The sequence below is a fragment of the Verrucomicrobium sp. BvORR034 genome (assembly GCF_000739635.1).
GTDB lineage: Bacteria > Verrucomicrobiota > Verrucomicrobiia > Verrucomicrobiales > Verrucomicrobiaceae > Verrucomicrobium.
Map to the genome: position 1 here is coordinate 1 of NZ_BATQ01000153.1, position 24,037 is coordinate 24,037.

Genomic DNA, 24,037 nt, shown 5'->3' on the forward strand with positions numbered 1-24,037 from the left:
TAGTTTGGCCATCTATCCCTGGGGCCGTTGCCCCAGGCTGGTATGAACCCGGACCTCCGGCCCTTCTGAAAGGGGCTCACCAGTTACAGTCGTGGCGGTCGCACCATCGCGGCTCCGAGGCGCGCCAAGGCAAAACAGCAAGACGATGCGTTTTCCCTGATGGCATTGGTCCCGCATGCGGGACGGTAAGGGATGCCCAGAACGTCCAGCTCAAACTTTAGTTTGCTGTAGTTGTTCGACTCGAAGCGCCAAGCACCAGCCACTCCAGCCCCCTAAACCTTCCTCCCCATCACCATGTCACAGCGAGCGGCCGGGGCATGGCCAGGCAAGACATCACGGGGCTCAAACCCATAGCGCCGGTACAATGCCACGGCCTCAGCCAGGACGGAGGCGGTCTCCAAAACAATTTCCTGAAACCCGAGCACCGGCGCATCCGCCAGGGCCTGCTCCAGCAGTCGCTTGCCCAGCCCACGTCCCCGCCAGTCGGGGTGCAGGTACATTTTGCGAAGCTCTCCCACTGAAGGATGGCCTGGCAGGGGCAGCAGCCCCACGGTGCCAATGATCTGCCAGCCATGGCGGCCTCTCCCCTCCACCGCTGCCTCCAGCACCGTAAACCGCCCTCCCTGGCGGGCATAGGCCTCCTCCAGATCAGTCAGGTCCGCGTCCGTCAGTTCAGGATCGGGACTCAGACCATAGGATCGCAGAATGCCAAACACCAGCGTCTGCACGTCGGCCTCATCCCCGCGCACTGCCGACCGGAGGCGGGCCGGCATGTCAGGTACAGAGGTGGACATTGCAGGAGTCTCTGGATTGGAATCAGTATCAGAATCAGACATGATGGATGGGAGGACTTAACGACAGGTAACCGCCGCCTCTCGCAGGCCCACCAGGATCCCTCCCTCCACTTATCGGCCAACTACAAAAAAAGACCTCTCCGCAGGATGCAGAGAGGTCTCAAAAATGGAAAGCTTCAGTCCTTTTGAAGGAGCCGAAATCTTCTAATCCTTAAGCAGCAGGAGCCGAAGCTTCAGCGGCGGCTGCGGCAGCAGCGGCCTTGTCAGCAGGCTTGTGCATGGAGAACCGGAAACGGATCTTTCCACGCTTCGCGGCGGCGCGAGCTTTGCGGCGGGTCTTTTCCTTCGGCGTTTCGAAAGCGCGAAGGCGGCGCACTTCGTCCAGAATCCCTTCAGATTCGAGCTTGGTCTTGAGGCGCTTCAGGGCGCGATCAACGGGTTCACCTTTTTTGACCTGAATTTCTGGCATGGGACTCTGACTTGGTTTGGGATTGCGGGGATTACGGATTTCTGGAAAACGAGCAGGCAACTTAGTCCCATTGGCGCAAGCGTCAAACGAAAATGCTAGCGGCTTCGCCGCAGACACAAGACTTTAAGACTCCAGACTCCAGACTCCAGACATGAATCTGTGCCTTACCGTGATTTCCACCCAAACTTCCTCAGGCTGAAGACTGTACTCCTTACAGCTTCAGCCCCAACACCTTGACCACTGACGCACTGCCCTCTGACGCACTGGCTACAGTCCCTCCCGGGGATCGTTGGCGCGAAAATCCGGCGGCGGATCCATGGGTCGGGGCTCGTGGCCATCTGGGAAGCGCTTCTCAATGAGCTTGGGGGTGACGTAACCGATGAGGCGGGCCTGATTCCACGAGGCGGCTCCCCAAGTTTCCCAGGGCAGCTCGATGACAGCGGCGGCACAGGTGGGCATCTCATCGATGGCCCGACGCCGCAGAAGCAGGTCAGCGAAGTCACTCATCCCCGGATTGTGACCGAACATGATAACGTGATTCCAGGAGTCGTCGAACTCGCGCACCACCTGAAGCAACGCCCGGGGCTCGGCATGGTACACCCGGCCGTCCAGCAGGGTGCGATCTGCCCCTACTCCCAAGTCCGGCTGCATCAGCTCGGCAGTGGAGCGGGCCCGCAAGGCGGTGCTGCTGACCAGACGATCCGGCTGCGGGATGATGGCCGGGATGCCATTGGCCCCCAGATACGTCCGCGCCAGAAACCGCGCCACCATGGGAGCATTGCGCACCCCACGCTCGTTCAGCGGGCGGTCATGATCTGCGAGACCGGCCTGGTCCCAGCTGGACTTGGCGTGACGGATCAGGGTGAGATACTTCATCATTCTTGGCTCAGAAGAGACGCGTGGAGACAGCTCGGAGGATTTGGCCCGCAGATTTCCGGAGATTAAAATTCGCGCGCGATTTAAGCACCCAGCGTGCCCAGGTCAAACAAACTAGCGTGAATCCGTTCCCCAAGGGCACATCGGGCGACTGGCTCTGGGTGGCGGCGTCCAATGACGCAAAGCGCTGGACAGGAAGGGGGGGTGACGTCTTAGGTAGGGTTGATTCCCCGATGCCGCAGCCGCCTCCTTCGACCTCTCCCCGCATCCCCTGGTGGTTGTGGCTCAATGTCCTGAGCCTGGACGCTCCCCTGGTGGCGGTGCTGTGGCAGGCAGCTCTGGCACGGGTGTGTCGGCTCATCCTGCCCGAGGGCTGTTACTGGGCACTGGGGCTGGCAGTCTGGATCATCTACATGCTGGACCGGGTGCTGGACAGCTTCTCCAACGCCGCGCAATCTGTGACCACGGTGCGGCACGCCTTCTACCGTCGGCATCGGGTGCTCTTTCTGGTGGGGGTGATCCCCGCCGCAACGGCCGCGCTTGGCTGGACGGCGCTCACCGCCGTGCCGGAGGGCATCTTGTGGCGCGGGGTGGGGCTGGCCTTCATTGTGGGCATGTATCTGCTGCACTATGCGGCACGTGGGCACTCCACGATCTACCTGGTGGGAAACCTCATCGCCAGCGCCGTGGGCAGCTTCTTCATCTGGACTCTGCCGATCCCTCCGTTGTTCCGCTTCTTCTTCACCGTTCTGCTGGTGGGGCTGGCGGTGCTCACCGTGGTGGGTCGCTCGAACCAAGGGCTGCGACTCCTGCCCAAGGAGGCCATCTGCGGCTACCTCTTTGCGCTGGGGGTGTCCCTCAGCGTCCACTTCTACAGTCTGGACCGTCTGGCGGGGCCGCTCTCCATGGAGACGCTGCTGCTCGGGTTGCTCTGCATGCTGAACTGCGTGGCCATCGCCTCGTATGAGAAAGAACCTGACCGCCTGGGGGACAAAAACGCGATCACCCACACCTGGCCTGTGATGGTGCAACTCTATCCCGCCGTGCTCGTCGGGTTCTTCGTCGCCCTCGCTCTCGTCGTCTCCCGCGACGCTCCCCAGGGCATGCTGCCCTACATCCTGGCCGTCCTCACCAGCCTCGCCCTGCTGGGCCTCGTGCACTACCTGGCAAGGAAGTTTTCCCCCGAGCTCAGCCACGTCCTGGCGGATGTGGCCGTGGCGTTGCCGATGGTTTTTTTGGTGCTTGGTTCGTAATTCTTGGTGGGGTGGTGAATGTGGGATGGGCGTGCCATGCAGGAAGGCTTTGGAAGCGGTTCGTCGTACAAGCTGAGTTTGCCTGATTGGCGGCTCGGTAGCGCGACTGATTCCGCCTAAAGGCGGTACTCCAACCCTGCTGCGGACGTCTTTTGGGAAATTGGACGGGAGATCGCGCTGTTTCTCGGTCTGTCTACTGTGAGCAGGTCAACAGGTTGTCCTAGCCTCATGTAGAGATCCGCGCCGAGGTTGGAGTACCGCCTTTAGGCGAATCAGCCGGAGAAACCCAGCACAGTCAAGTTACCTCGAACCCGAAGAACCAAGAACCTCCCTCGCCTTTTTCGAGAATCTCCTATACAACAGGAGCATGAACAAAAAAATCTTCAGGCTCCTGATCCCCCTTCTGGCAATGACAGGCATGGCCTGTCAATACAACGACAATCTCACCCGGGCGAGGGCCCCGCAGCTCTACTGGCCGGGAACCAAGGCCTACGAGAAATACACCTCCTACTTCCGATTGGACGAAGATGAGGCCAGGCAACGGCTCAAAAGCCTGGGACGCCACGACTACCCCTCTCCTTTTCTGGTGGTGGGCGACTGGTACCTGAATGGCGCGCGACCTCTGCCGAAGGACCCTCAGTACTCCTTTGGCGGCGAGTTCGTAAACGGCTTCACAGGAGCCGTGGAAAGCAGAGTCTATCGGGGCGAAGCCGTGCCGCGACGCAAGCAGCCCCAAGAGGAATTGCGCTGGGAAAAGGTGGAAAAGCTCGCTCCCCCCATGACCCCGGCGGAACTCGCCCGGCTCAAGCCACGCCCTCCCGGTGCTCCGCAAATCTATTGGAAGTGGACGAAGACTTATGAATCCCACACCTCGCAATTCCGGCTGACCGAACACGAGGCCTATGAAATCCTCGACAGCCGGGGCATATGGGCTTTCAGAGTGCACGCAGCCATCGGCGACTGGTACTTCCTCAGAGTCACGTTGTCCAAAGACCCTACGCTCCCCCTCAGCGGCTACTATGTGAACGGGGTCACGGGAGCTGCGGAACACCGCGACTATCCCGGGCCGCCCCTCAGGTATGGCACGCAACCGCTGGAAGAGATGCGCTGGGAAAAGGTGAAAACCATCGCTCCCCCTATGACCCCAGCAGAACTCACCCGGTACAAAGCACGCCTTGCCGTCCCCCCTCAAGTTGCCTGGAAAGGAACTCCGGCCTACGAGGACCGCATCTCCCACTTCCGCCTGACGCCCGAGCAGGCAGAAAGACGCCTGAAGCGCCTTGGCCAACGGGGCGAAAGAGTTCAGTCCGTGATCGGTGACTGGTATGATTTCGGCGATACCTCATGGGACGAACCTGAATCCTTCATCGCCGGGCCCTTCGTCAACGGCATCACCGGAGCAGTAGAAAACAGACACGGCCGCCCCTGGCCACAGGTGAGATATGGCAAGCAGCCGTCGGAAATTTTGCAATGGGAAACGGTGGAAGCGATCGCGCCAGCATTGACTCCCGAAGAACTCTCCAAACTCAAAGTCCGCCACGCCAAGGCCCAGTAGTGCCACCGAGGGATCCAAAACTTCAAATATCAAACGCCAAACTTCAAGGAAGGCTCAAGGCGCGAATCCCAATTCTGAAAACCCCGTCTAAAAGTCATCCCTCTGTGTTCTTTGTGCCTCTGTGGTTAATCCTTAGAACCCACACCCCCTCCACTAAGCACCCTCCACCAACATCACGCCCGCCGCGGTGAAGCCATGCAGATACGCACGTTCACCGACGGTGCCGATTTCACCGTTGCAGAAGAGCCCGGCCATGGGGACCGAACCAAAGGCGTCGCGGAAGAGGCCGGCATCGTGATGTGGTTTGCCAAAGAGCTGCTCGCCGCGACCGCCGCAGGTGAAAAGCAGGCCGGCAAAGGGGGAGTGGGCCAGTTCGCGCCGCTTGAGCAGCAAGAGTTCGCGTAGTTCGGAGTCTGCGGCCTCGTGATCGCGCAGCTGAAACTGCAACGTCTGCCCGGTGCGGGGGCTGGCCCCCACGGCGAGGATGCCCAGCTTGGGATCACCACCGAGGATGGAGCGAACGAGGAAATCACCAGTATGAAAATCCTCGCGGTACTCGGTCATGGCCAGGCCGACGAGAATGTTGCCCTGGGCATGCTCACGATCCGTCTCCGGCAGGCTGTGAAAGGCGGCCTGGAGCTGGTCATACGCACTCTTGGACGCCAGTTGATGAATGAGGTTCTGCTCGGCCCGCGTGATGGTGAGCGGCTCCCCGATGGGGCGGCAGCCCTGGCTGACGAGCCCGCTGAGGCGTACGTTTCCTCGAAACCCCACGGCCACGGCGGTCGCATTCTGAATGCCGTGCTCGTTGAACACAAAGAGATCTTCCGCACGGAAGCTGCCGCTGGCCAGCCCGCCGTACGTCGCGGTGCGGCCCACGTGCGTATTCCACTCGCCCATCCAGTCCTCACCCAGGCTCAGCGGGTTTCCCAGGACCACCCAGCCGGTGCAGCCCCCGTCATTCCACTCCCGGGTCCTCGCCCACTCACCGTTGGAGCCCTCGTCTGAACCCAGAGCCGCGGTCATGACCTCTGCATGGGGCAGACGCAGCAGCAGCAGGGAGAAACCCTGCTCCCCTTCCTCCTCCCGGCCCACTCCCACCAGTCCACTGGCGGACATGCCCACGACATGGGGGCAGCGCGCATGGATCTGGACGAGCTCGATCAGGTCCTTCAGCGAACCTGCGTAGTCACAGGTGCAAAAGATAAAGGCGAGCGTGGCGTTCCCACCCAGTCGCTCCCGGCCGCGCTCCGCCGCGGCTTGGACGGCTTTTTCGTCAAAGCCACCCAACACCAACTCTGCAAAAGCCGTGCTGTTGAGGGCTTCATCCATCGCGCTATCCATCGGCATGTTTGGGAGCTTAAGAGATGGGGGCACAAAGGCAAGTGAGGAAGCGCCCCGCAATGGAGGGATGCAGGGTCAGGTTTCGAAGTCTTGTAATTTTACCCGGATAAATTATTGACACCCATTTCATCCGGGTTAAATAGACTCATGGATCCCCGATTCCACTCCCAATCACCCGTGATCGCCTTTGCAGGCCATCAGCGCATCGCCGCCGGACCGCTTTCCGAAGTCGTCCTGGAAGCTCATCCCTGGACCTCGCGACTTGACGTCGGCCCTGTTTTGGTGTTCGACGACGTCACAAGCCAGCTCGTGGAGGTGGACTTCCGCGGCAGTGCTACGGATGCCGCCAACCGTCTCCTCCCCGCCAGTGCATCCCCCGAAACTCCCTCCGAAGTTGCGGGAGAGGAAAGCACCGCTGAGAAACGCGGCCCCGGCCGGCCCAAGATGGGGGTCGTGGCCCGCGAGGTGACCCTCCTGCCCCGCCACTGGGAATGGCTCAATCAACAGTCCGGTGGAGCCTCCGTGGCCCTGCGTAAACTGGTGGAAGATGCCCGCAAAACCCACGCTGACCGCGACCGGAAACGCCAGGCCACTGAGTCCGTACACCGCTTCCTCCATGCTCTGGCAGGCGACCTGCCCCAGTTCGAGGAAGTCACACGCGCCTTCCATGCTGGCGACATCTCCCGCATGACGGAACTCATGGCTGCCTGGCCGGAGGGCGTGAGGGAGCATGTGCAGAAGCTGGTAACGAGGGGGAGTTGAGTGCTTGGTGCTTGGTTCGATGGAAAGGTCGTAAAATGGCAAGTGGGACCCGGCTCAAAGCAACCACAAGGGGGAAGCCCCCTCCCCCCTAGAGATCATCTCCTGTCTCTGAACGCCAACGAAGCGGGTTGGAGTACCGGCTTCAGTCGGCTCACTGGCCAACCGCCCAAGACATCCGCCCCAGCAAAGTAGTTACATCTAACCCCTAGGTGCCTCCCCGCATCCCACGAACTCACTCCCCTTGACACCCATCGAATAAATCCATACGCTTAGCCAGCATGACCCCTCATCCGGCTCACGCTGCCCGCTTTCTGCTTTCGCATCTGCCCAGCTGGACCATCCCCGTGACCCTGGCGGCGTGCCTGGCCACCCCGCTTTCCCCCGGGGTGACCAGAGCCCAGGCCCAGGGACATTTGCTGTCCCGTTCTTACCCCGGAGCACGGGTACCAGATCCGTTGGAATTTCTTCAGCCTGGAAACCCGGTGCAAGAAAAGAAGATGCGCCTGAGCCTGGCGATGCTGCGCGTGCCGGCGGTGGACTTCGCCAAAGCGCTGGAGCAGGATCATGAGGCTGGCAGTCTCTCGTGGCATCGCTGGCTGCTCCAGGCCAATGCCGCCGGAAAACTCGTGCTCGTGGAGGGCTTCAGGGCGGAGGCCGAGCCGCATGAAGCCTTCAAGTCCGGCTATCAGCGACCGCAGCACTACATTCGACAGGGAGAGTCCTCTCAACTCTGGTCGCGGATCATGCAGGAGAATGCCCCCCAGCTCAATCCCGAGATCTGGGACAGGATGCTGGACAATCTGGACCAGTCACCTGTGGGCTCAATCGCCACCGGCGAAATGACATTGGAGCCGGATCAAGGCGGCGTAGAGATCAAACTCAACGTCAACTGCGCCGCCCTGCCCGTGAAGCGACCGTCACCAGCCTGGGTGCACCCTCACTTCCCCGCGCCCAAACTGCTCTTTCCCACGTGGGAGTTTCAGGGCCACCTGCTGGCACCGTTGAGCGAGCCCTTTCTGGTGGGTGCCCAGATGGAGCCGCTCGCCACTGCAGGTGAGACTGATAACGAGACGAGCCCCGCGCATGTGTGGGTATTGTTTGGCAAATTGACCCTGTCACCGGATGTGGCAGAGCGGACTGGAGACGCCCCTCCGCTGGAAACTGTGGCAGGAGCCTGGCAAGCCTGGTCCTTGGACCTGCCAGCACAGGCCGCCCAAGCCTGGCTGCGGGCCCGCCGTTCTGATGCGGACGATGGCCCGAGGCTGCGGCAGTGGCTGGCGAAGGCACAGCCGGGGGGCGAGATCCGGCTCCGATCCGTGATGAGTGGGTCCTCCGCTCTGGGCAAGTCCAGCCGCCTCACCAAGAACAATGACCTCTTTATCCGGAGCGTGGTGAAATGGAATGACTCCACCGGGTTCGAGCCCACACACAACGACCGCATCTTCCGCCCCTGTGTGGCGGAGGACGACGAGTTCAGCCGTCGGTACGAGCTGAAATTGCAAACCTCCGGCATGGTCCTCCCGCCAGGTGGCGGCACCCCTTGGCAACTCGCCCTGGTGGGCCACTCCCAGCCCTCCGCTCCGCTGGTGTGGAGGCGGTGGAAGCACGCGATGGAGGGCACGGAGCAGGACGAAGGCAACCTGGAGCTGGCCGATGCCCCCTACCGCGAGGAGGAGGGCTTCTCGCTGGAGACGCTGTCGGCATTCCCGCCTGGCAAAGCGGTGCTGCTCAGCACCACCCAAAAGGGGGAGCGGATGCTGGCTACCTTTGCGCGGGTGATGGAAGGCACTCCGCCCGGCCAGGCACCCCAACCGCCCACAACAGAGCCGCCGCAGGCACCCGCAGTTCGCGATCCCTTTAGTCCCGATAGCGGCCCCGCAGAGGCCCCGCCTCATCTCCACACCACGATCTGGCAGATCGACACGCCGCTGGACTGGATGGCGAAAGCGCTCGCCCTTGGCCCCGATCAGGCGGGTAGCCTGGCCACCCAACTCCTGGACGCCACCCAACTCCTGGACGCCACCCAACAGGGCAAAGCCACGGTGGTGGCAATGAACACGCGCCGCCAGATCTCAGACAATGCAGCTCCGTCTCGGTGGAATGCAACGCAGCCAGTGAACTTCTACGGCGGCCCCTATGTGAACACTGCCCCGCATGCCAAGGGCATCTACTTCAACATGCGCCACCTGGAGCAGGTGGCGGCCGGGGCGAAAGAACGGCTGGATGTCACCGTGGATGCGCAGTCAGGTCTGGCAGTGGTGAATGCTGAACTGATCGCCATCGGGACGCCCAGCTGGCGGCATTGGGGCATCTGGCAGCCTTCGGTTTCAGGAACCAACGTCAGCAACTCCGGCATCAACCGGCCCGCCTTCCCCACCGGCCTGCTCCACCTGAGCGCCAAGCTCCCGCCCGGGCAGCCGCAGGTGGTGGCCGTGACCTCGGCACCCGATGCCACCACCCCAGGCGCAACGCGATCCCGTCTGCGCTGGTGGGTCATAGGAGTCAACTTTGAGAATCACGCTCCCCCAGCGCGGCCCTCCGACACTCCAGCCCCCGCCCGCAGCTCCCTGGTCCAGGCCGTAATCCTGCCCCTGCCCAAGTCGGAAACCATTCCCAGCGACAGCCAGGCCCTGGCGGAGAGGCTGCTGGCTGAGGCCGCCGCTGGCAGCCGTGCCGTGCTGGATGTCTCCACCGTGCTGCGACTGGGCACCCGGGACTACACCGGGGCGATCCACGCAGGGACAGACTACTACTTCACCAACGGCCGCACCCATCCCTACACAGAAGATCAAGCCGCCCTCATCAACGCCCCAGCCGTGATGCCACCGGACTCCGAGTACGACGATCAGATCAACCTGCAGAACCGCATCGTGGGCACCCGCCTCGAAGTGACCGAGGAAAAGTGGACGCTCACCCGCGATCTCGCCCCTCCCCAGGTAGTGACCGACACCTTCCAGGATGTGCGCTACGAGTTCCCCTGGCAGGAAGAGGAAACCACCAAACGCACCGCCGTCTCGGTGCAACGCCCCATCTTTCAGGTCATCACTAAAGAAGAGCACCTCCCCACCGCGGGAAGCCCCATCGTGGTGCGACTAAACGATGAGATCGTGGTGGTGGTGAGGGTGGGTGGTTCTTAGTGCATGGTGCTTGGCCCTGACCATCGTCAGGAGCCAACGAAGCAGGTTGGAGTACCGACTTTAGTCGGCTCAGAGAAGCTGTTTGCAGGCGGGAGCCACATTCGCACAACTCCGCGTCCCTCTGCCCCACCAGGCACCAATCACTAAGCCCCAAGCACTTTCTCCCCCTCCCCGATCACCCGAATCCCCGGCTGGGGCATGCGCTGCACCGGGATGCCGCGAAACCGGATACCATCCCCTGAGACCTCTCGCCCCAGATAGTCTGCCAGGGCCGACATCTCCTCGGGCCCCAGACAAATGCAATGTGGAATCCTCCCCGCGTTGCCCCGCTGATATTGGGAGACGGTCACGAGAATCTCGACACCGACTTTATATGCCTGCATTAGCATACAATGAGCTAACTAGTACTTCAGCGAAAGCGCAAGCTGGGGTCAACGGGCCGGATTGTGAACGCGAGATTCACCCAAGTCCCTTCCGTTGAAACCATCGACTGCCCTTAGCATTTTGCTTACCCTGCCTCGCAAGCTGACCGCTCACGAGGCTTCATATCTTTGCCCGAGGATTCATACTGGTCGGGGAGATTCAGCAAGTTTCGCAGCAGGTGGAGCACCCCCTCAATTGGGTGTCAATGAAGGGGTTGTGCAGATCCATCAGGGGCCTACGGTGGAGCCACATGAAGCCTGTCACCCCCAAGGATAGCCTTCGCATTTTTATTGTGGAGGACCAGGAAGCCATCCTCAGGCTGTTGTCCGTCTACCTGAGGGCCAGGGGCCATACGGTGGTCGCGGCCAGCGATATGGGGAATGCCCGAAGGACCTTCCCCGAAGGCAAATGGGACCTGCTGATCTGCGACAAACATCTCCCTGACGGAGACGGATGGGAACTTCTTCTCGAAGACCCCGGAGCAGATGCGTTACCGTATCGTGTCGCCATGAGCGGTGCCGCCACGGATCGCGATATCGAATTGGCTCTCACGGAAGGTTGCCACCATCTCCCCAAGCCCTTTGGGATTGATCAGATCGACGAGATTGTAGAGGCCGCCACCCACTGTCGGACGGAACATGCCGCGGCCGCCGTAGGGGAGCATTGAAAGTTGCAGGAGAGTGGCTTCTCAACTGCCCTCGGAACTCGGGACCATCTGGAAGAACCGAATGGAAAGCCCTGTCCTACCGGATTTCCAGCCCGAACCACCCTCAAGAAACCGAACCACCCCGTACCAGAGACAGGACTCGAACCTGCACTTCTTGCGAAACCAGATCCTAAGTCTGGCGCGTCTACCAATTCCGCCACTCTGGCGTACGGGAATATGTCGAATTCGATCCTCCGAAGAGAAAGGAGCGGCGATTTAAGGGGCTACCTGCGGGTGTGGCAACGGGTTTTTGTGGATCTTTTGGCCGCTGCGCGGGAGACACAAGACTGCAAGACGAAAGACACAAGACCTGATCCGCCAGTGGCTTGCAGTTCCGCCACCGGCCTGAACCTCGAAGAACCGAGCACTAGGCACCAAGCACCTTCTCCTCCTTTTTCCTGGATGCGATCCAGACGGCGACCATGCCGGTGGAGAAGATGATGAGGAGCGGAACGATGCCCACTACGGGGCTGACGATGGCGCGGCAGGTGTTCCGCACCAGCCAGGGGTCGAGTTCCCCGTTGCGCAGGACCCGGGTGGTGAAGACCAGACTGCTGAAGTACTTCATGCCAAAGACCCAGCCGGCGTGAAGGCCGATGCTGTACCACAGTCCGCCACTGCCCAGTCGGGCGCGCCCCAGCGCCCAGCCCACGGCGGCCAGCACCAGAAACTCGCCCACGACATTCTGCCAGAGGCCAAAGCCCCGGAAAAGCTGGGTGATGACCCAGAAGCCGCTGAACCAGGTGACCTGATCATTGGGCAGCGCTCCATCCAGCGGGGGTTTCAGGAAGTGCAGGATGGAAAAGAAGGCGGTGGTCCAGAACAGGCCGGAGCGGTTCCCCAAAGATCGGCAGAGGATGACGAGGATGACCCCGCGGAAGAGGAACTCCTCCAAGATGCTGACCGTCAACCCCGAGGCGAGGGCAGAGCCGAAGTCCAGATAATCCGGTGCTGGCTTGAGCCGGGAGACGCCAAACGTGAGGCACACCCAGGCCAGCACTCCCACGGAAAGGAGCGCGACCAGGAAGGTGGTGCCCAATTGTCGCAAGCCGCGGGCAAAGGGCACATTCCCCACGATCTCGCGGAAGGGCATGTGCAGCGCCTTGAGCAAGAAGGGCAGCCCGATCAGGGCTGCCAGCAGTGCGGCGCGATTGAAATAGCTGGGGAACTCCTTCTCCCCCAAAAACTGGGCCACCCCGCCCTGCGGGTCGGCGGAGATGACGGCCTGGGCCGGGAAAAACAATGCGGGCGTGAGCAGGGCACCCAGCAGCAGCACCAGCAGCACAAAGCCGCTGATGATGAGAAGGTCACGATGCTTCGAGGAAGATGGCATCCGTGCTGGTAGCCCGGAGTTGCGATCGGCGCAAGGTCTTGGCCGGGGTCGGTGCGTCAGTAGGCGGCGTGGGGCGGAGTCAGTCATAGGAGGCGGGGTTTCCAACCCCGCGGGCAGGTTGCCGGAGGAAATGTGTGGCAGAGCCATAGTGGTAGGTTGAGAGGCGAGATGACCTCAGGGGACGCGCGGCTGAACGGGGTTGGAAACCCCTGCTCCTTTTCATGGCAACCCGCCGGAGTACGCGGCGTGATCCCGCCGGAATGGCCGCTCCCCGTCCCTTGGTGATACTTCCCACGAAGACGCTCCAGATCCGGCGTCCCTCCGGGACGCAGAGCGGTGGCGTGACGTGGATCCGGTGGTTGTCACCACCGGCTAGATTCCGTGGTCCCTCCGGGACCGGGGCCCTCTTGGACTCGAACCGTGAGGACGCAGGCCAGGGACAAGCCAGACACGATGGAGAAAACGGAGTCCATAGACAAGCGCCAGCCGCAAGCACCACCGCAGCATCAAGTCCGCCCGGCTGTTCTTACCCACGGCGTCCCGCCTGCTCCGTTCAAGTGTCGCGCGCACTCGGACCGCCGCGGGCCCCACCCCCATCTTCCCGATACGCGAAGTCCGCTCCGCAATAGGGACACTGCCGGACGGCGCGAGACAACTCCGGGATCCGCAGACGTCCTTCGTTGGGCAATGCCGAGAGATCCTCCTCACAGGCGGGACATTTCTCCTGATACCCCACCAACCGCAAAGCGTGAATCATGACAAACAGCACCAGCAGGAAGACCACCGATCTCGTCCCAGCCAAAGCCATTCCTACTAAAACCGCTCCAAACAAGAGCAAGATCGCTCCTTGCATGAGGGCATTGCTCTTCCGGATGGCATTCAGCTGATCCCGGTTTGATCGGCGTGACTTGGGTTTTTCGATGCTCATATCTGGACCTTGCCGAAAAGCTGCACGAGAACGGCTCGTCAGTCATTCTTTTTTGGCGGAGGCGGCCGTTTTCAGCTGGTTCAGCAGCATCTGTGGCGGCTTCACTCACTCACAGACTGTCAGCGCCACCGGAACACTTATCCGCGTTTCCTCTTTCTCAATTCATCATACCAAAAGCCCAGCATCATACCCCACGAAGTTTCCCTCCTGAAGAATCGCCACAACCACCACGCCAGCCCCGCGATCACGATCCCCCACACGATGTTCCAAATCAGGTGCGCACGCCGCGCTTCTTTCACCCAGATCCGCTCAGGTTCGCCGTCGGGCACCGGCAGAGCCACCTTTGCCTGGTCGAAGAGATCCTGAACATAGTCAGCAGCAACCCAACTGACCGAGAAGTCACCTTCCTTGGTCCGATAGATCATGTATCTGCCAGGCCCCTGGACGCCGCGAGTGAAGCCAATAATGCTCATGGAGAGCGTGGAGTCGAAAATATCTCTCCGGTTGATGGCCACCAACTCCCCATGCAAAGGGGCCGCCAATTTCAGCGGCGGTGAGATGAAGGCGTATCTTCGTGAGGGGACAGTGTGCCTCAACGCATCGTCCACGGGCACCTCCACGACGTTCTGCAGGTCTTGCCACGAACGTGGCAAACCTCCGCCATGACTTCTGCTGTACGAATTCACCCATGAGGCAATCACACGCGCCGACGACTGTTCAGGGGTGCTGTAAGTGAACCCATGCAGCGTCGTCGCCAGCATGGCCCACGTCACCGCCACAACGGCACTCGGGAAGCAAAGAAAATAACGCGCTTTCAAAATCATGCAAAACGACCTCTGCAGGGGATCGCCTGAAGGATGCTCACTCTGGACGCCCTTCTTTGGCCAGCCCCGCGAATTTGACTTCCGACTTGCCCTGCCAAATCAGGCTCACACCGCAGTACGGGCAGCAGCGGATCTGCCGTGAAAGCTCTGGAAGTCCGAAATGCCGCGCTTCTCCTGGGAGGAACGAGAGATTCTGATCGCAGGACGGGCAGGATTCGCGGCGGCGCAAGATCGCAACCAACGGGATGGCACCAATGGCCAGCCACGGAAACATTGAGGCAGCCGCTATTCTGTCACCGCTGGCCAGCCAGCAGAAAAGCGGGACGATCACCGCCATCGACCCCACCAACCTCCACCCATTGTGCCTCCGGATTTCATTGATCACATCCCGGGGGTCTTTGGCAGGTGACGACGATGGTGGAGCACTCATGGCGGAGGGGGGGCTGGTTTTGCGCCATCCTCACACATTTCAGACGGCGACACCAGCCTGGACTGCGTGGTTTGGGGCGAAGCGCAGCGTGCAAACTCGCGACGACACCAGTCGTCAGGCGCTCGGGCCATCCCGCATGCGGGACGGAACTCCAACGCCGTGGAACGGCCAGAGTTTGCAGTCAGCCAGCGCCGATCGGCGCGAGAGCGTGCGCTGGGCTCCACGACACGGCAGAGGAATCAACTTCTCACTACCAGTCGGTTAGCTCCGGCCGATTGAAGTCGGTACTCCAACCCGCTCCGCTCCCGCCATGGTGAAGAAGTGACACAGCCGTCCCGGCTGTGCGTGTCACCGGCGTCCCGCCGGTTCAGTGAGTGGGAGCTTGCTCAAATAGTGTTCACGTGCCTGCTTTGAATCGTCACGCTGCCGCAACGCTCTGCTTACCAGCCATAGTTCAAGCGATGCAGAATCCATGTGCCGTCTTTCATGGACGCAAGCTCATCCCGCCTTGAATCAAGGAACGAGTCAGAACTGGATCGCACTGTCTCCCACTCCGCCATCGCTTCCTCAGCGGAAGCGATGGCTTCGAGGGTGCGCCCCTGAAGGTACAGCACCCAAGCCAACACCATGCAGTAAGTGGCATGATTCTCCAACGAAGCGACTGTTCGTCCCAGTGACGGGAGGTTCAACACGCGACGACAGTGAACCTCCGCCAACTCAAGGTCCCCGTTCTTCATATACAGTACAGAGAGGTAGTTGTGAGCAGCAGCCAGATTCGCGACGCCATTCAGCGTGCCTCCTGCTCTTTCTTCAATCCGTCGTAGGAATTCCTTCTGAAAAATGATCGCCCCTGCGTAATCCCCTGCCCGATGCAGGTCTGACCTACGAGAACGAATTTCACCATCCTCAAGCTCGGACAACGTTCCGTTCATTTCATCGATGCTCGACGTCTTGCCCGCACACCCCACCAGGAGATCCAGGTGATCGTTGCCATGGCGATGATAAACAGGGCGAGATACGCAACAGACCAGACCGATGCATTCCAAAAGTCGTGAGGCCCCGGCGGCAGGGGCAGCGTCGGATCCTCGATCATGGCGAGTATCGGCACGGAATTCATCCTTCCTTGTCCACGATAGACTTCTCTTGATCCAAATTGCAACTCCAACGCCACCAAAGCCCTGCTCCCGCCCAAAATAGCAGCATCATGGGCTTGTCAGGCAGCCAAGGATGATCTTGGGCTAGAAATACATACCTATGATTAAGGAAAAACACTTTGAAGACCAATGCAGTCACCAACAGCCCAACGAAACACCATGCACCTCTCTCCGAGAGCATCCGTCGCGGCCACACTCCGGCATGTCTGCCCAGGACCGTCAAAACTGCGATTTGCACCAAGTATGCCATGAACCGCAAATCAGGCTCAACATCGTCATGCCAGCATGCCAGAGCCGCGCCAGCAAGGATTGCCATGAGATAGAGAAAACGAAGAAAACTGTTCGCACGAACGATCCCCGCCGGGAATGGAACTTGAATGTCGGTCGTTGGAGCAGGATTGGGATTCATGATGTGATACACATAAAACTGACATCCCTCGGTGAAATTGGCAAGGCAAACGCCGCAAAGCGGGCACAGCTAGCGGTGACACAACCGTCCCGGTTGTGCGTGCTACCGGCGTCCCGCCGGTTCGCGATCGAATCGTGCAAACGTTTTCGTCATGCGACTCACGTATGCTGAAGCCCACGGCCCCGTACCCCGCCTCATGTCTTTGGTCTTCCCGTCTTCTGTCTCCCCCGCGCAGCGGGCATCATTGACGCGATCAATATAGAACGGGTTTTTATCAATTCGCCAGTGAACGGGTCCGGGGGCTACTTCCGCCTCATGAAAGCCAGATTCATCGACACCACCTCAGATCCCGTCGCAGCGCTCGTTTCTGCGCCGTCCCGGAAACTCCCGCCCGCGCTCAAGTGGGGATTCACGGCGTTCATGGCCGTGCTGGTGCCGATCTACTGGGTGCACTACGGACCCGCTAACTTTCTCTACTTCTGTGATGTGGCGTTGTTCCTGGCCCTGGCGGCAGTGTGGACGGAGCGGCCGATCTACGCCTCCATGGCGACAGTAGGGGTGCTGGTGCCGCAACTGTTGTGGTGCGTGGATCTGGTGCTGCATCTGGTGGGCTTCGAGTACACGGGGATGACGAACTATATGTTCGATGCGAACAAGCCGCTCTACCTGCGGCTGCTGTCCCTCTTCCACGGCTGGCTGCCGTTTATGTTGCTTTTCATCGTGGCGCGGCTGGGGTATGATCGACGGGCGCTCAAGGCCTGGACGGCGGTGGCGGCAGTTCTCTGCCTGGTGGGCTTCTTCCTCCTGCCAGCTCCAGGCGAAGTGCCGGCGGGAAGCAATGATGCAGTGAATGTAAACTACGTGTATGGCATCTCCGAAACCAAGGCGCAGACCTGGATGGCTCCTGGCCTCTATCTCATCGCCTGGATGGTCACGCTTCTTGTGGTTTGCTACCTGCCGGCGCATGCTTGGCTCAGGGCCCGCTACGCGGGTGACACGAGACTTCAAGACCGAGAATAAACTTCAAACTTCAACACTTGGGCACTTAAGCACTCTCTGGACGCAATGATTGCAAAGTACCCCTGCTTACATCGAACCCCAAGTTAGCTTCCACAGGCTGAAGCCTGTCCTCCGTACAATTCCTCATCCATCGACCACTGGTTTACTGAACCCCCGAGTTACTGAATTACCGAAATGCCTTTTCTCACGCTCCAGTCTGGACGGAAGCTTGCCTATGAAGAATACGGGGACCCGGCCGGTGTGCCATTGTTCTACTTTCACGGCTGGCCGGGCTCGCGTCTTCAGGGGGAGTTGTTTCATCCTTCCGGTGTGAAGCATCGGCTGCGCATCATCGCGTGTGACCGGCCGGGGCTGGGCAAATCGGACTTTCAGCCCGGACGCCAGCTGCTGGACTGGCCGCCGCTGATGACAGAACTGGCGGACCACCTGCAGGCGGAGAAGTTTCACGTGCTGGGCGTGTCTGGTGGCGGGCCGTATGTGCTGGCCATGGCCCACGCCATGCCAGAGCGGCTGCTGAGCGCGGGGGTCATCTGCGGAGCGCCGCCCTTAAAGCTGGTGGGCACGCAGGAGTTGATGTGGACCTACAAGCTGGCGCTCTGGGGGCAGCGGCACACGCCCCTGCTGCTAGGCCCGGGTCTGGCGGTGGCCGCCCGGTTTCTGGGGCTGCCGCGGGACCACAGTGCCACGCGGTTGTTCCTCAAGCAGCAGTGCGAGCGCGACCGTCTGGCCATGAGCGACGCGGAGCTCTTCCGCATCATGACTAGCGCCGGCCGGGAGTCTTTGCTCTCCGGCGCGAGAGCGGTGAGCACGGATGGCAACATCTACTCCTCCGACTGGGGGATCGACCTCGCCGACGTGCACTTTCCGCTGCGCTACTGGCATGGGGCGCGGGACAACAACATCCCACCCGCCCTGGTGGAACGGTTTGTGAAACGCCTGCCTCACGCCACCCTCACCATCCTGCCGGAGGAGGGCCACTACTCCCTGCCCATGCTGTGCGGTGGCCAGATTGTGGCGGAACTCCTTGGAAAAAACGGTGGGACTGAGACCTGAAAAGGTGCTAACTGGAAGGTGACGAGCCATATGGGGAGGATCCTGCCATGACTGAACACGACGCTGATTCCAACTCCCGGTCTGGCTCAGGGGGCACCGGATGGTTGTTGGGTGTGGTGGGAGTGCTGATATTCTACCTCCTGAGTCCCGGTCCCCTGGTCGCGGTATATGGAAAGTCCACCATGCCACCCGCTTGGGTGATTGCGTACATCACCCCGATTGCCTGGTGCTGCAAACACTCCAAGCCGATCGAGAAGTACTACGGAAAGTATCTCGAACTCTGGCGTCCCCGTTGACCAGCTGTCCACCGCCACCCCACTCCACCCAGTTCTGCCATGCAGCCCCGACCTGAAGACAGCCACGTTGAAAGTGGCCCGGACTTGTCCCATGAGCGCGAGTCCTCTGCCGCCACCTTCTGGGTGTGCAGCATCCTGGCGGCTCTGGTGTTGTACATCCTCAGCCCGGGAGTCTTGGTGTACTACCAGCGTTCCGGCAGCCCGCCGCCTCCTGAGTGGGTTCGCAAGGCGCTCTATCCCTTGGAGTGGTGCTATGAGAATTTCGGGCCCGTGAAGGTCGCCTACGATGCCTATTTCAAGGCCCTGTCCGGGCACCCTTAACCCTTTCCCGTCATGTCCGTTCCAGACGCTCCTGGCCCATCTGCCTCCTCCGGCTCGGGTGCAACTTGGCTCCTGGGAATCATGGGAGTTTTCGTCCTCTACCTCCTGAGCCCGGGACTCTTCGTCGCATTCCACCATTTCGGCGCAACTCCTCCGCAATGGCTGAACTACGTCCTGATCCCCATTGCCTGGGCCTGCCAGGAGTTCCCGTTCGTGAACCGCCTGTACGAGCTCTACCTGAACTTCCTGGGTGCCCCGATCTAGCAGCACCCCCGGAACAAGAGCCAGAACGGCTCTTCTACAATGCACTGAGCCACCCCAACTAAGAACCAAGCACGACGCACCAAGAACCCTTCTTCCCATTTGCCTCCTTCACCTTTCCGGTCGAACACATCCCCTCTATGAGCCAGATCTCTGCACGCATCACCGAAGACATGAAGACCGCCATGAGGGCGAAGGACACCGTGGCCCTGAATGTGGTCCGCGCCCTCAAATCCGCCATCAAGTACGCCGCGATCGAAAAACACGGTGCCGATGGCGATCTGGACGACGCCGAGGCCCTGGTGGTGGTCCGCCGGGAGATCAAGAAGCGCCAGGACTCCATCTCCCAGTTTGAAACCGCCGGCCGCACCGATCTGGCCGACAACGAGAAGGCTGAAGTGGCGGTGCTGGAAAAATACCTTCCTGCCGCCATGAGCGACGCGGATCTCATCAAGCTCGTGGAAGACGCGATCGCCGAAACCGGTGCCGCCTCCAAGAAAGACATGGGCAAGGTCATGAAGCTCGTCCAGGAGCGCAGCGAAGGCCGCGCCGACAACAAGGCGATCAGCACCGAGGTGTCGAAGAGGCTCGCATAGCGGGTGCTTAGTTCTTGGTGCTTTGGCTGGAGTTCCGGCCATGGCCAGGGGCTCCTCGAACCGAGTCAAGCCTTCAGCTTCCAACATCCCTGATTCCGTCCCGCATGCGGGACGGTACTCCAACCCTCTCCGCTCCCCGTCCAGATATCCATGCCCGCCAGCCCCCACTCCGTCGCACCATCCAAGACCACCGCCATCATCGTCGCGGCGGGGAGCAGTCGGCGCATGGGGTTTAACAAGCTGACGGCGGAGCTGCTGGGCCAGCCGGTGCTGCGGTGGACGCTGGCGGCGTTCGATGCGTGTCCGGACGTGGATGATCTGCTGGTGGTGGTGGGCGATGCCACCCGCCCCCTGGTCACCGCGTGGATCGCGGAGGGTGCCTTCACCAAGCCGGTCACGCTGAGCGAGGGCGGGGCGGAGCGGCACCTGAGCGTGCATGAAGGCCTCAGGAAACTACAGGCGGACACCACCATCGTGGCCGTGCATGACGGGGCCCGCCCCCTCATCACCCGGGCACAGATTTCCGCCTGCATCGCCAGGGCCCGCGAGGTGCAGGCCGTGGCCTGCGCCCGCCCGGTGGTGGAGACGCTGAAGCGGGTGAACGCCCAGGGGGTGATCGAGGGCAGCATCCCGCGCGAGGGGGCCTGGATCATGGAAACACCGCAGGTGTTTGACCGTGAACTGCTCTGCACCGCGTATGAGCGCGTCATCCTGGACGGCCTGCTGGTCACGGATGAGGTCTCCGCCGTGCAGCACCTGGGAGTGCCTGTGCAGGTGCAGGACAATCCCTCGCCGAACTTGAAAATCACCTACCCTGCGGATCTGGAGCTGGCGGCACAATTGCTTCACGGCTACGCCGGAGATACAAGACTCGAAGACAAAAGACAAAAGACCTGAAGAACAGCCCTTAGAGCGTCTCGTTAATTCTGCGATTTTGCCATCCTGCTGAGCGGCTTATCCCTTTCCCCTTATCCCTCTTCCCTCTCCCCATGTCTTCTTCTCCGGTTTCCGCCATTGATGCCGCTGCCACCCCGGAGCTGGACGGGGTTGCCAAGCTGCCTGCCGCCAACAGCCGCTCGTTTTCCGCGATGATCGCGGTGCAGGCGCTCAACGCGTTCAACGACAACTTCGTCAAGATCCTGCTGATCGCGTTTGCCCTCTCTGTGGCAGAGAAAACTTTTCTGGGGGAGAATATGCAGTTGCTTCTGGGAGCCTGCTTCTGCCTTCCCTACATCTTTTTCGCGCCCGTGGCCGGATGGCTCAGTGATCGCTATTCCAAGCAGCAGGTCATTTTTTGGATGCAGGTGGCGCAGGTGGGGGTTTTTGGGTGTTTCCTCGGTTCTCTGGCGCTTCATCAGGCACAAACCAGCCTGATTCTCTCGCTGGTTTGCTTTTTCCTCCTGGCGACACAAGCGGCATTCTTCAGCCCGGCCAAGTTGGGCATCGCCAAGGAACTGGTGGGCTCCAAGCGCCTTGGGTCCGCGAGTGGCATTCTCCAGCTCTCAAACTTTGCCGGCATCCTGAGCGGCATGGCGCTGGCCGGGTGGTGGTTTGGCCAGAGGCTGGATGCCGGGCTTAACCCCTGGCAGGCCGTGTGGTTCCCGATGGTGTGCGTCACCATCCTTGCCGTGGCGCAGGTCTTTGGCTCGCTGCTCATCATGCGAACTCCGGTACATGCGGAGATCGTCTTCCACCGGAAGATCTGGCTGGAACACTTCAGCCACCTCAAACTGCTTTTCTCCCAGCGTCCGCTGATGCTGGCTGCGATTGGGGTCACCTACTTCTGGTTCATCACCTATACCATCAGCGCCATCCTGGTCGTGTGGTGTCATGAAACGTTTCCGGACAAGGCTGACGCAAGCCGCGCCCTCTCCACCCTCTCACTGATGCTCGGCGCGGGTGTCATCCCGGGCAGCTTCCTGGCATCCATCATCTGCCGGAGACGACTGGAACTGGGGCTGGTGCCTATCGCTGGATTTGCCATGGCCATCGCCTTGTTCTGGGGTGGCATCATGCCGGTCAGCCCATGGCTTCACCTGGCCATGGTAGGCGTCGGCATGGCAGGCGGCGCATTCATGTCCCCGCTCTACGCCTTCGTGCAGGATCGCTCCCGCCCAGAAGAGCGCGCCCGCATTCTCTCCGCCATGAACCTCATGGACAGCATCGGCGGGGTGATCGCCAATCTGGTGGTGGTAAGCACCCTGGTTTCTCTCGGGTTTAAGGCAGGCGTCCAGATTCTCATCCTGGTGCCCATTGCACTGGCCGCCGCCGTCTTTATTACCAAGCTGCTGCCCCGCAGCCTGCTCATGATCATCGGCCGCGCCATCGTGGTCGCCATGTACCGCCTGCGCTCCCACCATGAGGAGCGCACGCCAGACAAGGGCTCCCTCCTCCTCCTGCCCAATCACACCAGCTACACGGACGCGCTGATGATCGGGGCCACGTGTGAGCGGAAGTTCCGGTTTGTCATTCTGGAATCCCTCTACGAGATCAAGGCGATCCAGTGGGCGCTGAAAGTCTTTGGCACCGTGCCCATCTCCCCAGTGAAGGCGAAAGATGCCATCCGCACTGTGGCGGAGGCGCTGAAGGCCGAGCAGGCGGTGGTGCTCTTCCCCGAGGGGCAACTCACTCGCAACGGTTACCTGAACCAGATCAACAAGGGCTACGAGCTCATGGCCCGCATGGGCGGAGATGTGAAGGTACAGCCGGTGTGGATCGATGGTCTCTGGGGCAGCGTCTTCAGCTTTGACCAGGGCCGCTTCTTCACCAAGCGCCCCCGCACCTTCCGGTACGCGGTGAGCACCTGGTACGGCCATCCCCTCCCGGCCAGGGAGGCCACGGTGGAGCGCATGCGGCAGGAACTCCTGGCGCTGGCGGCGGAAGCCTTTGCCGCCCGGGCCATGGTCCAAAAACGCCCCGGCTACACCACGGCGGAGGGCCGGACGCTCACCGAGGCGGAAGCCCGCATCACCCAGCTGAACACCCTGCGGGTGCTGCACACGGCCCTCATCTGGAAGGATGACAGCCTCCTGTGCCTGCTGCCAGCCAGCCACCCGCTCCACGCGTCCTTCACCATCGGTCTGCCCGATCACCAGGACGTGACCGTCTTCACCCGCGCCCAGGACGTGAAAGTGCAGGAGGGGAAAAAGCTCGTCGTCATCGGCGATACCTCCAGCCTCACCGGCTACACCGCACCAGCTGGGGCCTTTGTGGTGCATGTCCTTGAGACAGCGGACTTCCCTGGTGGGGTCGACACCCTCCCCGAGGTGCCCAAGGCTCTCTACGACGCCGCCACTGGGGCCCTGCTGACCCTGAGCGTGCCCCATCCCGACATGCCCGTGGGCGAAGAAGGCCTCCAGGTCGGGTACAAGACCGGCAGCGCCGGCCACTTCCTGCCCAGCCTGGCCATGCGCACTGAGGGGGGCGACCTCGTTTTCGGCGCCATCCTGCCCGGCAGCCCCACCGAGGCGCGCGTGGTGCTTCCCGGTGCGAAACTGGACGACATGGGCTTCGTTTTCCCCGGGGCATGAGCAGTGAATTGCAAAAATTCCTTGCCCTTCACCCCACCCTGTGCCAATCTCCCGGCCCTCCGCGTACCCTTTGGAGGTTCTAATTAGTGTTTCCCAGGCTTATGTCATACGCAGTCATCAAAACCGGCGGCAAACAGTACCGCGTCAACGTCGGCGACAAGTTCGACGTCGAAAAGCTCGTGGCCGGTGAAGGCGACGTGGTCACCTTCACGGAAGTGCTCGCAGCCGGCGAAGGCGAAGCGATCAGCTTCGGTGCTCCCTTCATCAGCGGCGCTACCGTCGAAGCCAAAGTGCTCAAGCAGCACCGCGCCGAGAAAGTGACTGCGTTCAAATTCCGCCGCCGCAAAGGCTATCACCGCACCAAGGGTCATCGCCAGCTGATCACCCGCGTGCAGATCACCTCGATCAACGCCTAATCGCGACCGAGCTCACCCCACCCCAGTTCACGAGAGAAAGGAACCGATATGGCTCATAAAAAAGGTCAAGGTAGTGTTAAGAACGGACGCGACAGCCAGAGCAAGCGTCTCGGCATCAAGAAATTTGGTGGTGAAACCGTCATTGCC

The 24,037-nt window shown here is 61.1% G+C and carries 27 protein-coding genes and 1 tRNA gene; 15 read left to right on the forward strand and 13 right to left on the reverse strand.

The window, feature by feature from the left end; genetic code table 11:
- Positions 1 to 272: 272 nt before the first annotated feature.
- The 3 genes from BV034_RS27120 to BV034_RS27130 all read right to left on the reverse strand — a co-directional run bounded on the left by BV034_RS27120 (position 273) and on the right by BV034_RS27130 (position 2,142).
- Entirely contained in the window at positions 273 to 836 is a 564-nt protein-coding gene (locus BV034_RS27120; RefSeq protein ID WP_081888152.1) for a GNAT family N-acetyltransferase, read from the reverse strand.
- Positions 837 to 1,005: 169 nt separating this feature from the next.
- Complete coding sequence (rpsU, locus tag BV034_RS27125) at positions 1,006 to 1,263, reverse strand: 30S ribosomal protein S21 (protein ID WP_050030091.1); 258 nt, start codon at positions 1,261 to 1,263, stop codon at positions 1,006 to 1,008.
- Between the two features lie 267 nt (positions 1,264 to 1,530).
- The gene (locus BV034_RS27130) at positions 1,531 to 2,142 is read right to left on the reverse strand and encodes a histidine phosphatase family protein (RefSeq protein ID WP_050030092.1); all 612 of its coding nucleotides are present in this window, start codon (positions 2,140 to 2,142) and stop codon (positions 1,531 to 1,533) included.
- A 230-nt stretch (positions 2,143 to 2,372) separates the two neighbouring features.
- Here BV034_RS27130 and BV034_RS27135 point away from each other — a divergent pair, with 230 nt between their 5' ends.
- Both BV034_RS27135 and BV034_RS27140 read left to right on the forward strand, forming a co-directional pair.
- Positions 2,373 to 3,392 (forward strand): hypothetical protein, encoded by a 1,020-nt coding sequence (locus BV034_RS27135; RefSeq protein ID WP_050030093.1) that lies wholly within the window; start codon positions 2,373 to 2,375, stop codon positions 3,390 to 3,392.
- A gap of 367 nt (positions 3,393 to 3,759) precedes the next feature.
- Entirely contained in the window at positions 3,760 to 4,947 is a 1,188-nt protein-coding gene (locus tag BV034_RS27140) for a hypothetical protein (protein ID WP_050030094.1), read from the forward strand.
- 153 nt (positions 4,948 to 5,100) lie between these two features.
- Here the strand turns inward: BV034_RS27140 and BV034_RS27145 are convergent, their stop codons facing one another.
- Entirely contained in the window at positions 5,101 to 6,297 is a 1,197-nt protein-coding gene (locus BV034_RS27145) for an FIST N-terminal domain-containing protein (protein ID WP_050030095.1), read from the reverse strand.
- A 141-nt stretch (positions 6,298 to 6,438) separates the two neighbouring features.
- Between BV034_RS27145 and BV034_RS27150 the strand changes: the two genes are divergently transcribed.
- Both BV034_RS27150 and BV034_RS27155 read left to right on the forward strand, forming a co-directional pair.
- A complete protein-coding gene (locus tag BV034_RS27150; RefSeq protein ID WP_050030096.1) occupies positions 6,439 to 7,053 on the forward strand; it encodes a DUF2239 family protein in 615 nt (204 codons plus the stop codon).
- A 278-nt stretch (positions 7,054 to 7,331) separates the two neighbouring features.
- Complete coding sequence (locus BV034_RS27155) at positions 7,332 to 10,190, forward strand: hypothetical protein (RefSeq protein WP_050030097.1); 2,859 nt, start codon at positions 7,332 to 7,334, stop codon at positions 10,188 to 10,190.
- A gap of 143 nt (positions 10,191 to 10,333) precedes the next feature.
- Here the strand turns inward: BV034_RS27155 and BV034_RS36505 are convergent, their stop codons facing one another.
- Positions 10,334 to 10,468, reverse strand: a complete 135-nt coding sequence (locus BV034_RS36505; protein ID WP_265593531.1) for a hypothetical protein — start codon at positions 10,466 to 10,468, stop codon at positions 10,334 to 10,336.
- Positions 10,469 to 10,863: 395 nt separating this feature from the next.
- On the opposite strand from BV034_RS36505, the gene BV034_RS27165 reads away from it, so the two are divergent.
- Complete coding sequence (locus BV034_RS27165) at positions 10,864 to 11,280, forward strand: response regulator (RefSeq protein ID WP_265593532.1); 417 nt, start codon at positions 10,864 to 10,866, stop codon at positions 11,278 to 11,280.
- Between the two features lie 124 nt (positions 11,281 to 11,404).
- Here BV034_RS27165 and BV034_RS27170 read toward each other — a convergent pair.
- The 8 genes from BV034_RS27170 to BV034_RS27200 all read right to left on the reverse strand — a co-directional run bounded on the left by BV034_RS27170 (position 11,405) and on the right by BV034_RS27200 (position 16,397).
- A tRNA-Leu gene (locus tag BV034_RS27170) sits at positions 11,405 to 11,486 on the reverse strand.
- A gap of 200 nt (positions 11,487 to 11,686) precedes the next feature.
- Positions 11,687 to 12,652 (reverse strand): CPBP family intramembrane glutamic endopeptidase, encoded by a 966-nt coding sequence (locus tag BV034_RS27175; RefSeq protein ID WP_050030100.1) that lies wholly within the window; start codon positions 12,650 to 12,652, stop codon positions 11,687 to 11,689.
- A gap of 553 nt (positions 12,653 to 13,205) precedes the next feature.
- Positions 13,206 to 13,580, reverse strand: a complete 375-nt coding sequence (locus BV034_RS27180) for a hypothetical protein (RefSeq protein ID WP_050030101.1) — start codon at positions 13,578 to 13,580, stop codon at positions 13,206 to 13,208.
- Positions 13,581 to 13,717: 137 nt separating this feature from the next.
- On the reverse strand, positions 13,718 to 14,341 hold the full coding sequence (locus BV034_RS27185) for a hypothetical protein (RefSeq protein WP_050030102.1): 624 nt from the start codon (positions 14,339 to 14,341) through the stop codon (positions 13,718 to 13,720).
- Positions 14,342 to 14,441: 100 nt separating this feature from the next.
- Positions 14,442 to 14,741, reverse strand: a complete 300-nt coding sequence (locus BV034_RS27190) for a hypothetical protein (RefSeq protein WP_265593533.1) — start codon at positions 14,739 to 14,741, stop codon at positions 14,442 to 14,444.
- Between the two features lie 533 nt (positions 14,742 to 15,274).
- Complete coding sequence (locus BV034_RS27195) at positions 15,275 to 15,766, reverse strand: tetratricopeptide repeat protein (protein WP_265593534.1); 492 nt, start codon at positions 15,764 to 15,766, stop codon at positions 15,275 to 15,277.
- Entirely contained in the window at positions 15,763 to 15,951 is a 189-nt protein-coding gene (locus BV034_RS36510; protein ID WP_265593535.1) for a hypothetical protein, read from the reverse strand. Before BV034_RS36510 ends, BV034_RS27195 begins: the two co-directional genes overlap by 4 nt.
- On the reverse strand, positions 15,948 to 16,397 hold the full coding sequence (locus BV034_RS27200) for a hypothetical protein (RefSeq protein ID WP_050030105.1): 450 nt from the start codon (positions 16,395 to 16,397) through the stop codon (positions 15,948 to 15,950). Before BV034_RS27200 ends, BV034_RS36510 begins: the two co-directional genes overlap by 4 nt.
- A gap of 315 nt (positions 16,398 to 16,712) precedes the next feature.
- Here BV034_RS27200 and BV034_RS27205 point away from each other — a divergent pair, with 315 nt between their 5' ends.
- The 10 genes from BV034_RS27205 to BV034_RS35225 form a co-directional block, all read left to right on the forward strand.
- Positions 16,713 to 17,417 carry a hypothetical protein gene (locus BV034_RS27205; RefSeq protein ID WP_050030114.1) on the forward strand — a complete coding sequence of 235 codons (705 nt, stop codon included), beginning with the start codon at positions 16,713 to 16,715 and terminating at the stop codon, positions 17,415 to 17,417.
- Positions 17,418 to 17,591: 174 nt separating this feature from the next.
- The gene (locus tag BV034_RS27210; protein ID WP_050030106.1) at positions 17,592 to 18,470 is read left to right on the forward strand and encodes an alpha/beta hydrolase; all 879 of its coding nucleotides are present in this window, start codon (positions 17,592 to 17,594) and stop codon (positions 18,468 to 18,470) included.
- 47 nt (positions 18,471 to 18,517) lie between these two features.
- The gene (locus tag BV034_RS27215; RefSeq protein WP_050030107.1) at positions 18,518 to 18,766 is read left to right on the forward strand and encodes a hypothetical protein; all 249 of its coding nucleotides are present in this window, start codon (positions 18,518 to 18,520) and stop codon (positions 18,764 to 18,766) included.
- A gap of 39 nt (positions 18,767 to 18,805) precedes the next feature.
- Complete coding sequence (locus BV034_RS27220) at positions 18,806 to 19,087, forward strand: hypothetical protein (RefSeq protein WP_050030108.1); 282 nt, start codon at positions 18,806 to 18,808, stop codon at positions 19,085 to 19,087.
- Positions 19,088 to 19,168: 81 nt separating this feature from the next.
- A complete protein-coding gene (locus BV034_RS27225) occupies positions 19,169 to 19,351 on the forward strand; it encodes a hypothetical protein (RefSeq protein WP_265593536.1) in 183 nt (60 codons plus the stop codon).
- A gap of 137 nt (positions 19,352 to 19,488) precedes the next feature.
- Entirely contained in the window at positions 19,489 to 19,944 is a 456-nt protein-coding gene (locus BV034_RS27230; protein ID WP_050030110.1) for a GatB/YqeY domain-containing protein, read from the forward strand.
- Positions 19,945 to 20,094: 150 nt separating this feature from the next.
- A complete protein-coding gene (ispD, locus tag BV034_RS27235; RefSeq protein WP_050030111.1) occupies positions 20,095 to 20,841 on the forward strand; it encodes a 2-C-methyl-D-erythritol 4-phosphate cytidylyltransferase in 747 nt (248 codons plus the stop codon).
- Positions 20,842 to 20,933: 92 nt separating this feature from the next.
- The gene (locus BV034_RS27240; protein ID WP_050030112.1) at positions 20,934 to 23,474 is read left to right on the forward strand and encodes an MFS transporter; all 2,541 of its coding nucleotides are present in this window, start codon (positions 20,934 to 20,936) and stop codon (positions 23,472 to 23,474) included.
- Positions 23,475 to 23,575: 101 nt separating this feature from the next.
- The gene (gene rplU / locus BV034_RS27245; protein WP_050030113.1) at positions 23,576 to 23,890 is read left to right on the forward strand and encodes a 50S ribosomal protein L21; all 315 of its coding nucleotides are present in this window, start codon (positions 23,576 to 23,578) and stop codon (positions 23,888 to 23,890) included.
- A 48-nt stretch (positions 23,891 to 23,938) separates the two neighbouring features.
- A partial coding sequence (locus BV034_RS35225) for a 50S ribosomal protein L27 (protein WP_265593537.1) occupies positions 23,939 to 24,037 on the forward strand: 99 nt, incomplete at its 3' end.

Coding starts and splice junctions, on each gene's coding strand:
- BV034_RS27225 (WP_265593536.1), top strand. CDS start 19,169: ATGGGAGTTTTCGTCCTCTACCTCCTGAGCCCGGGACTCTTCGTCGCA.
- BV034_RS27240 (WP_050030112.1), top strand. CDS start 20,934: ATGTCTTCTTCTCCGGTTTCCGCCATTGATGCCGCTGCCACCCCGGAG.
- BV034_RS27165 (WP_265593532.1), top strand. CDS start 10,864: ATGAAGCCTGTCACCCCCAAGGATAGCCTTCGCATTTTTATTGTGGAG.
- BV034_RS27185 (WP_050030102.1), bottom strand. CDS start 14,341: ATGCTGGCGACGACGCTGCATGGGTTCACTTACAGCACCCCTGAACAG.
- BV034_RS27215 (WP_050030107.1), top strand. CDS start 18,518: ATGACTGAACACGACGCTGATTCCAACTCCCGGTCTGGCTCAGGGGGC.
- BV034_RS27180 (WP_050030101.1), bottom strand. CDS start 13,580: ATGAGCATCGAAAAACCCAAGTCACGCCGATCAAACCGGGATCAGCTG.
- BV034_RS27200 (WP_050030105.1), bottom strand. CDS start 16,397: ATGAATCCCAATCCTGCTCCAACGACCGACATTCAAGTTCCATTCCCG.
- BV034_RS27205 (WP_050030114.1), top strand. CDS start 16,713: ATGAAAGCCAGATTCATCGACACCACCTCAGATCCCGTCGCAGCGCTC.
- BV034_RS27130 (WP_050030092.1), bottom strand. CDS start 2,142: ATGATGAAGTATCTCACCCTGATCCGTCACGCCAAGTCCAGCTGGGAC.
- BV034_RS27230 (WP_050030110.1), top strand. CDS start 19,489: ATGAGCCAGATCTCTGCACGCATCACCGAAGACATGAAGACCGCCATG.
- BV034_RS27190 (WP_265593533.1), bottom strand. CDS start 14,741: ATGGCGGTGATCGTCCCGCTTTTCTGCTGGCTGGCCAGCGGTGACAGA.
- BV034_RS27220 (WP_050030108.1), top strand. CDS start 18,806: ATGCAGCCCCGACCTGAAGACAGCCACGTTGAAAGTGGCCCGGACTTG.
- BV034_RS27135 (WP_050030093.1), top strand. CDS start 2,373: ATGCCGCAGCCGCCTCCTTCGACCTCTCCCCGCATCCCCTGGTGGTTG.
- BV034_RS27145 (WP_050030095.1), bottom strand. CDS start 6,297: ATGCCGATGGATAGCGCGATGGATGAAGCCCTCAACAGCACGGCTTTT.
- BV034_RS36505 (WP_265593531.1), bottom strand. CDS start 10,468: ATGTCGGCCCTGGCAGACTATCTGGGGCGAGAGGTCTCAGGGGATGGT.
- rplU (WP_050030113.1), top strand. CDS start 23,576: ATGTCATACGCAGTCATCAAAACCGGCGGCAAACAGTACCGCGTCAAC.
- BV034_RS27120 (WP_081888152.1), bottom strand. CDS start 836: ATGTCTGATTCTGATACTGATTCCAATCCAGAGACTCCTGCAATGTCC.
- BV034_RS27155 (WP_050030097.1), top strand. CDS start 7,332: ATGACCCCTCATCCGGCTCACGCTGCCCGCTTTCTGCTTTCGCATCTG.
- ispD (WP_050030111.1), top strand. CDS start 20,095: ATGCCCGCCAGCCCCCACTCCGTCGCACCATCCAAGACCACCGCCATC.
- BV034_RS27140 (WP_050030094.1), top strand. CDS start 3,760: ATGAACAAAAAAATCTTCAGGCTCCTGATCCCCCTTCTGGCAATGACA.
- BV034_RS27195 (WP_265593534.1), bottom strand. CDS start 15,766: ATGAACGGAACGTTGTCCGAGCTTGAGGATGGTGAAATTCGTTCTCGT.
- BV034_RS27175 (WP_050030100.1), bottom strand. CDS start 12,652: ATGCCATCTTCCTCGAAGCATCGTGACCTTCTCATCATCAGCGGCTTT.
- rpsU (WP_050030091.1), bottom strand. CDS start 1,263: ATGCCAGAAATTCAGGTCAAAAAAGGTGAACCCGTTGATCGCGCCCTG.
- BV034_RS36510 (WP_265593535.1), bottom strand. CDS start 15,951: ATGAATTCCGTGCCGATACTCGCCATGATCGAGGATCCGACGCTGCCC.
- BV034_RS27150 (WP_050030096.1), top strand. CDS start 6,439: ATGGATCCCCGATTCCACTCCCAATCACCCGTGATCGCCTTTGCAGGC.
- BV034_RS27210 (WP_050030106.1), top strand. CDS start 17,592: ATGCCTTTTCTCACGCTCCAGTCTGGACGGAAGCTTGCCTATGAAGAA.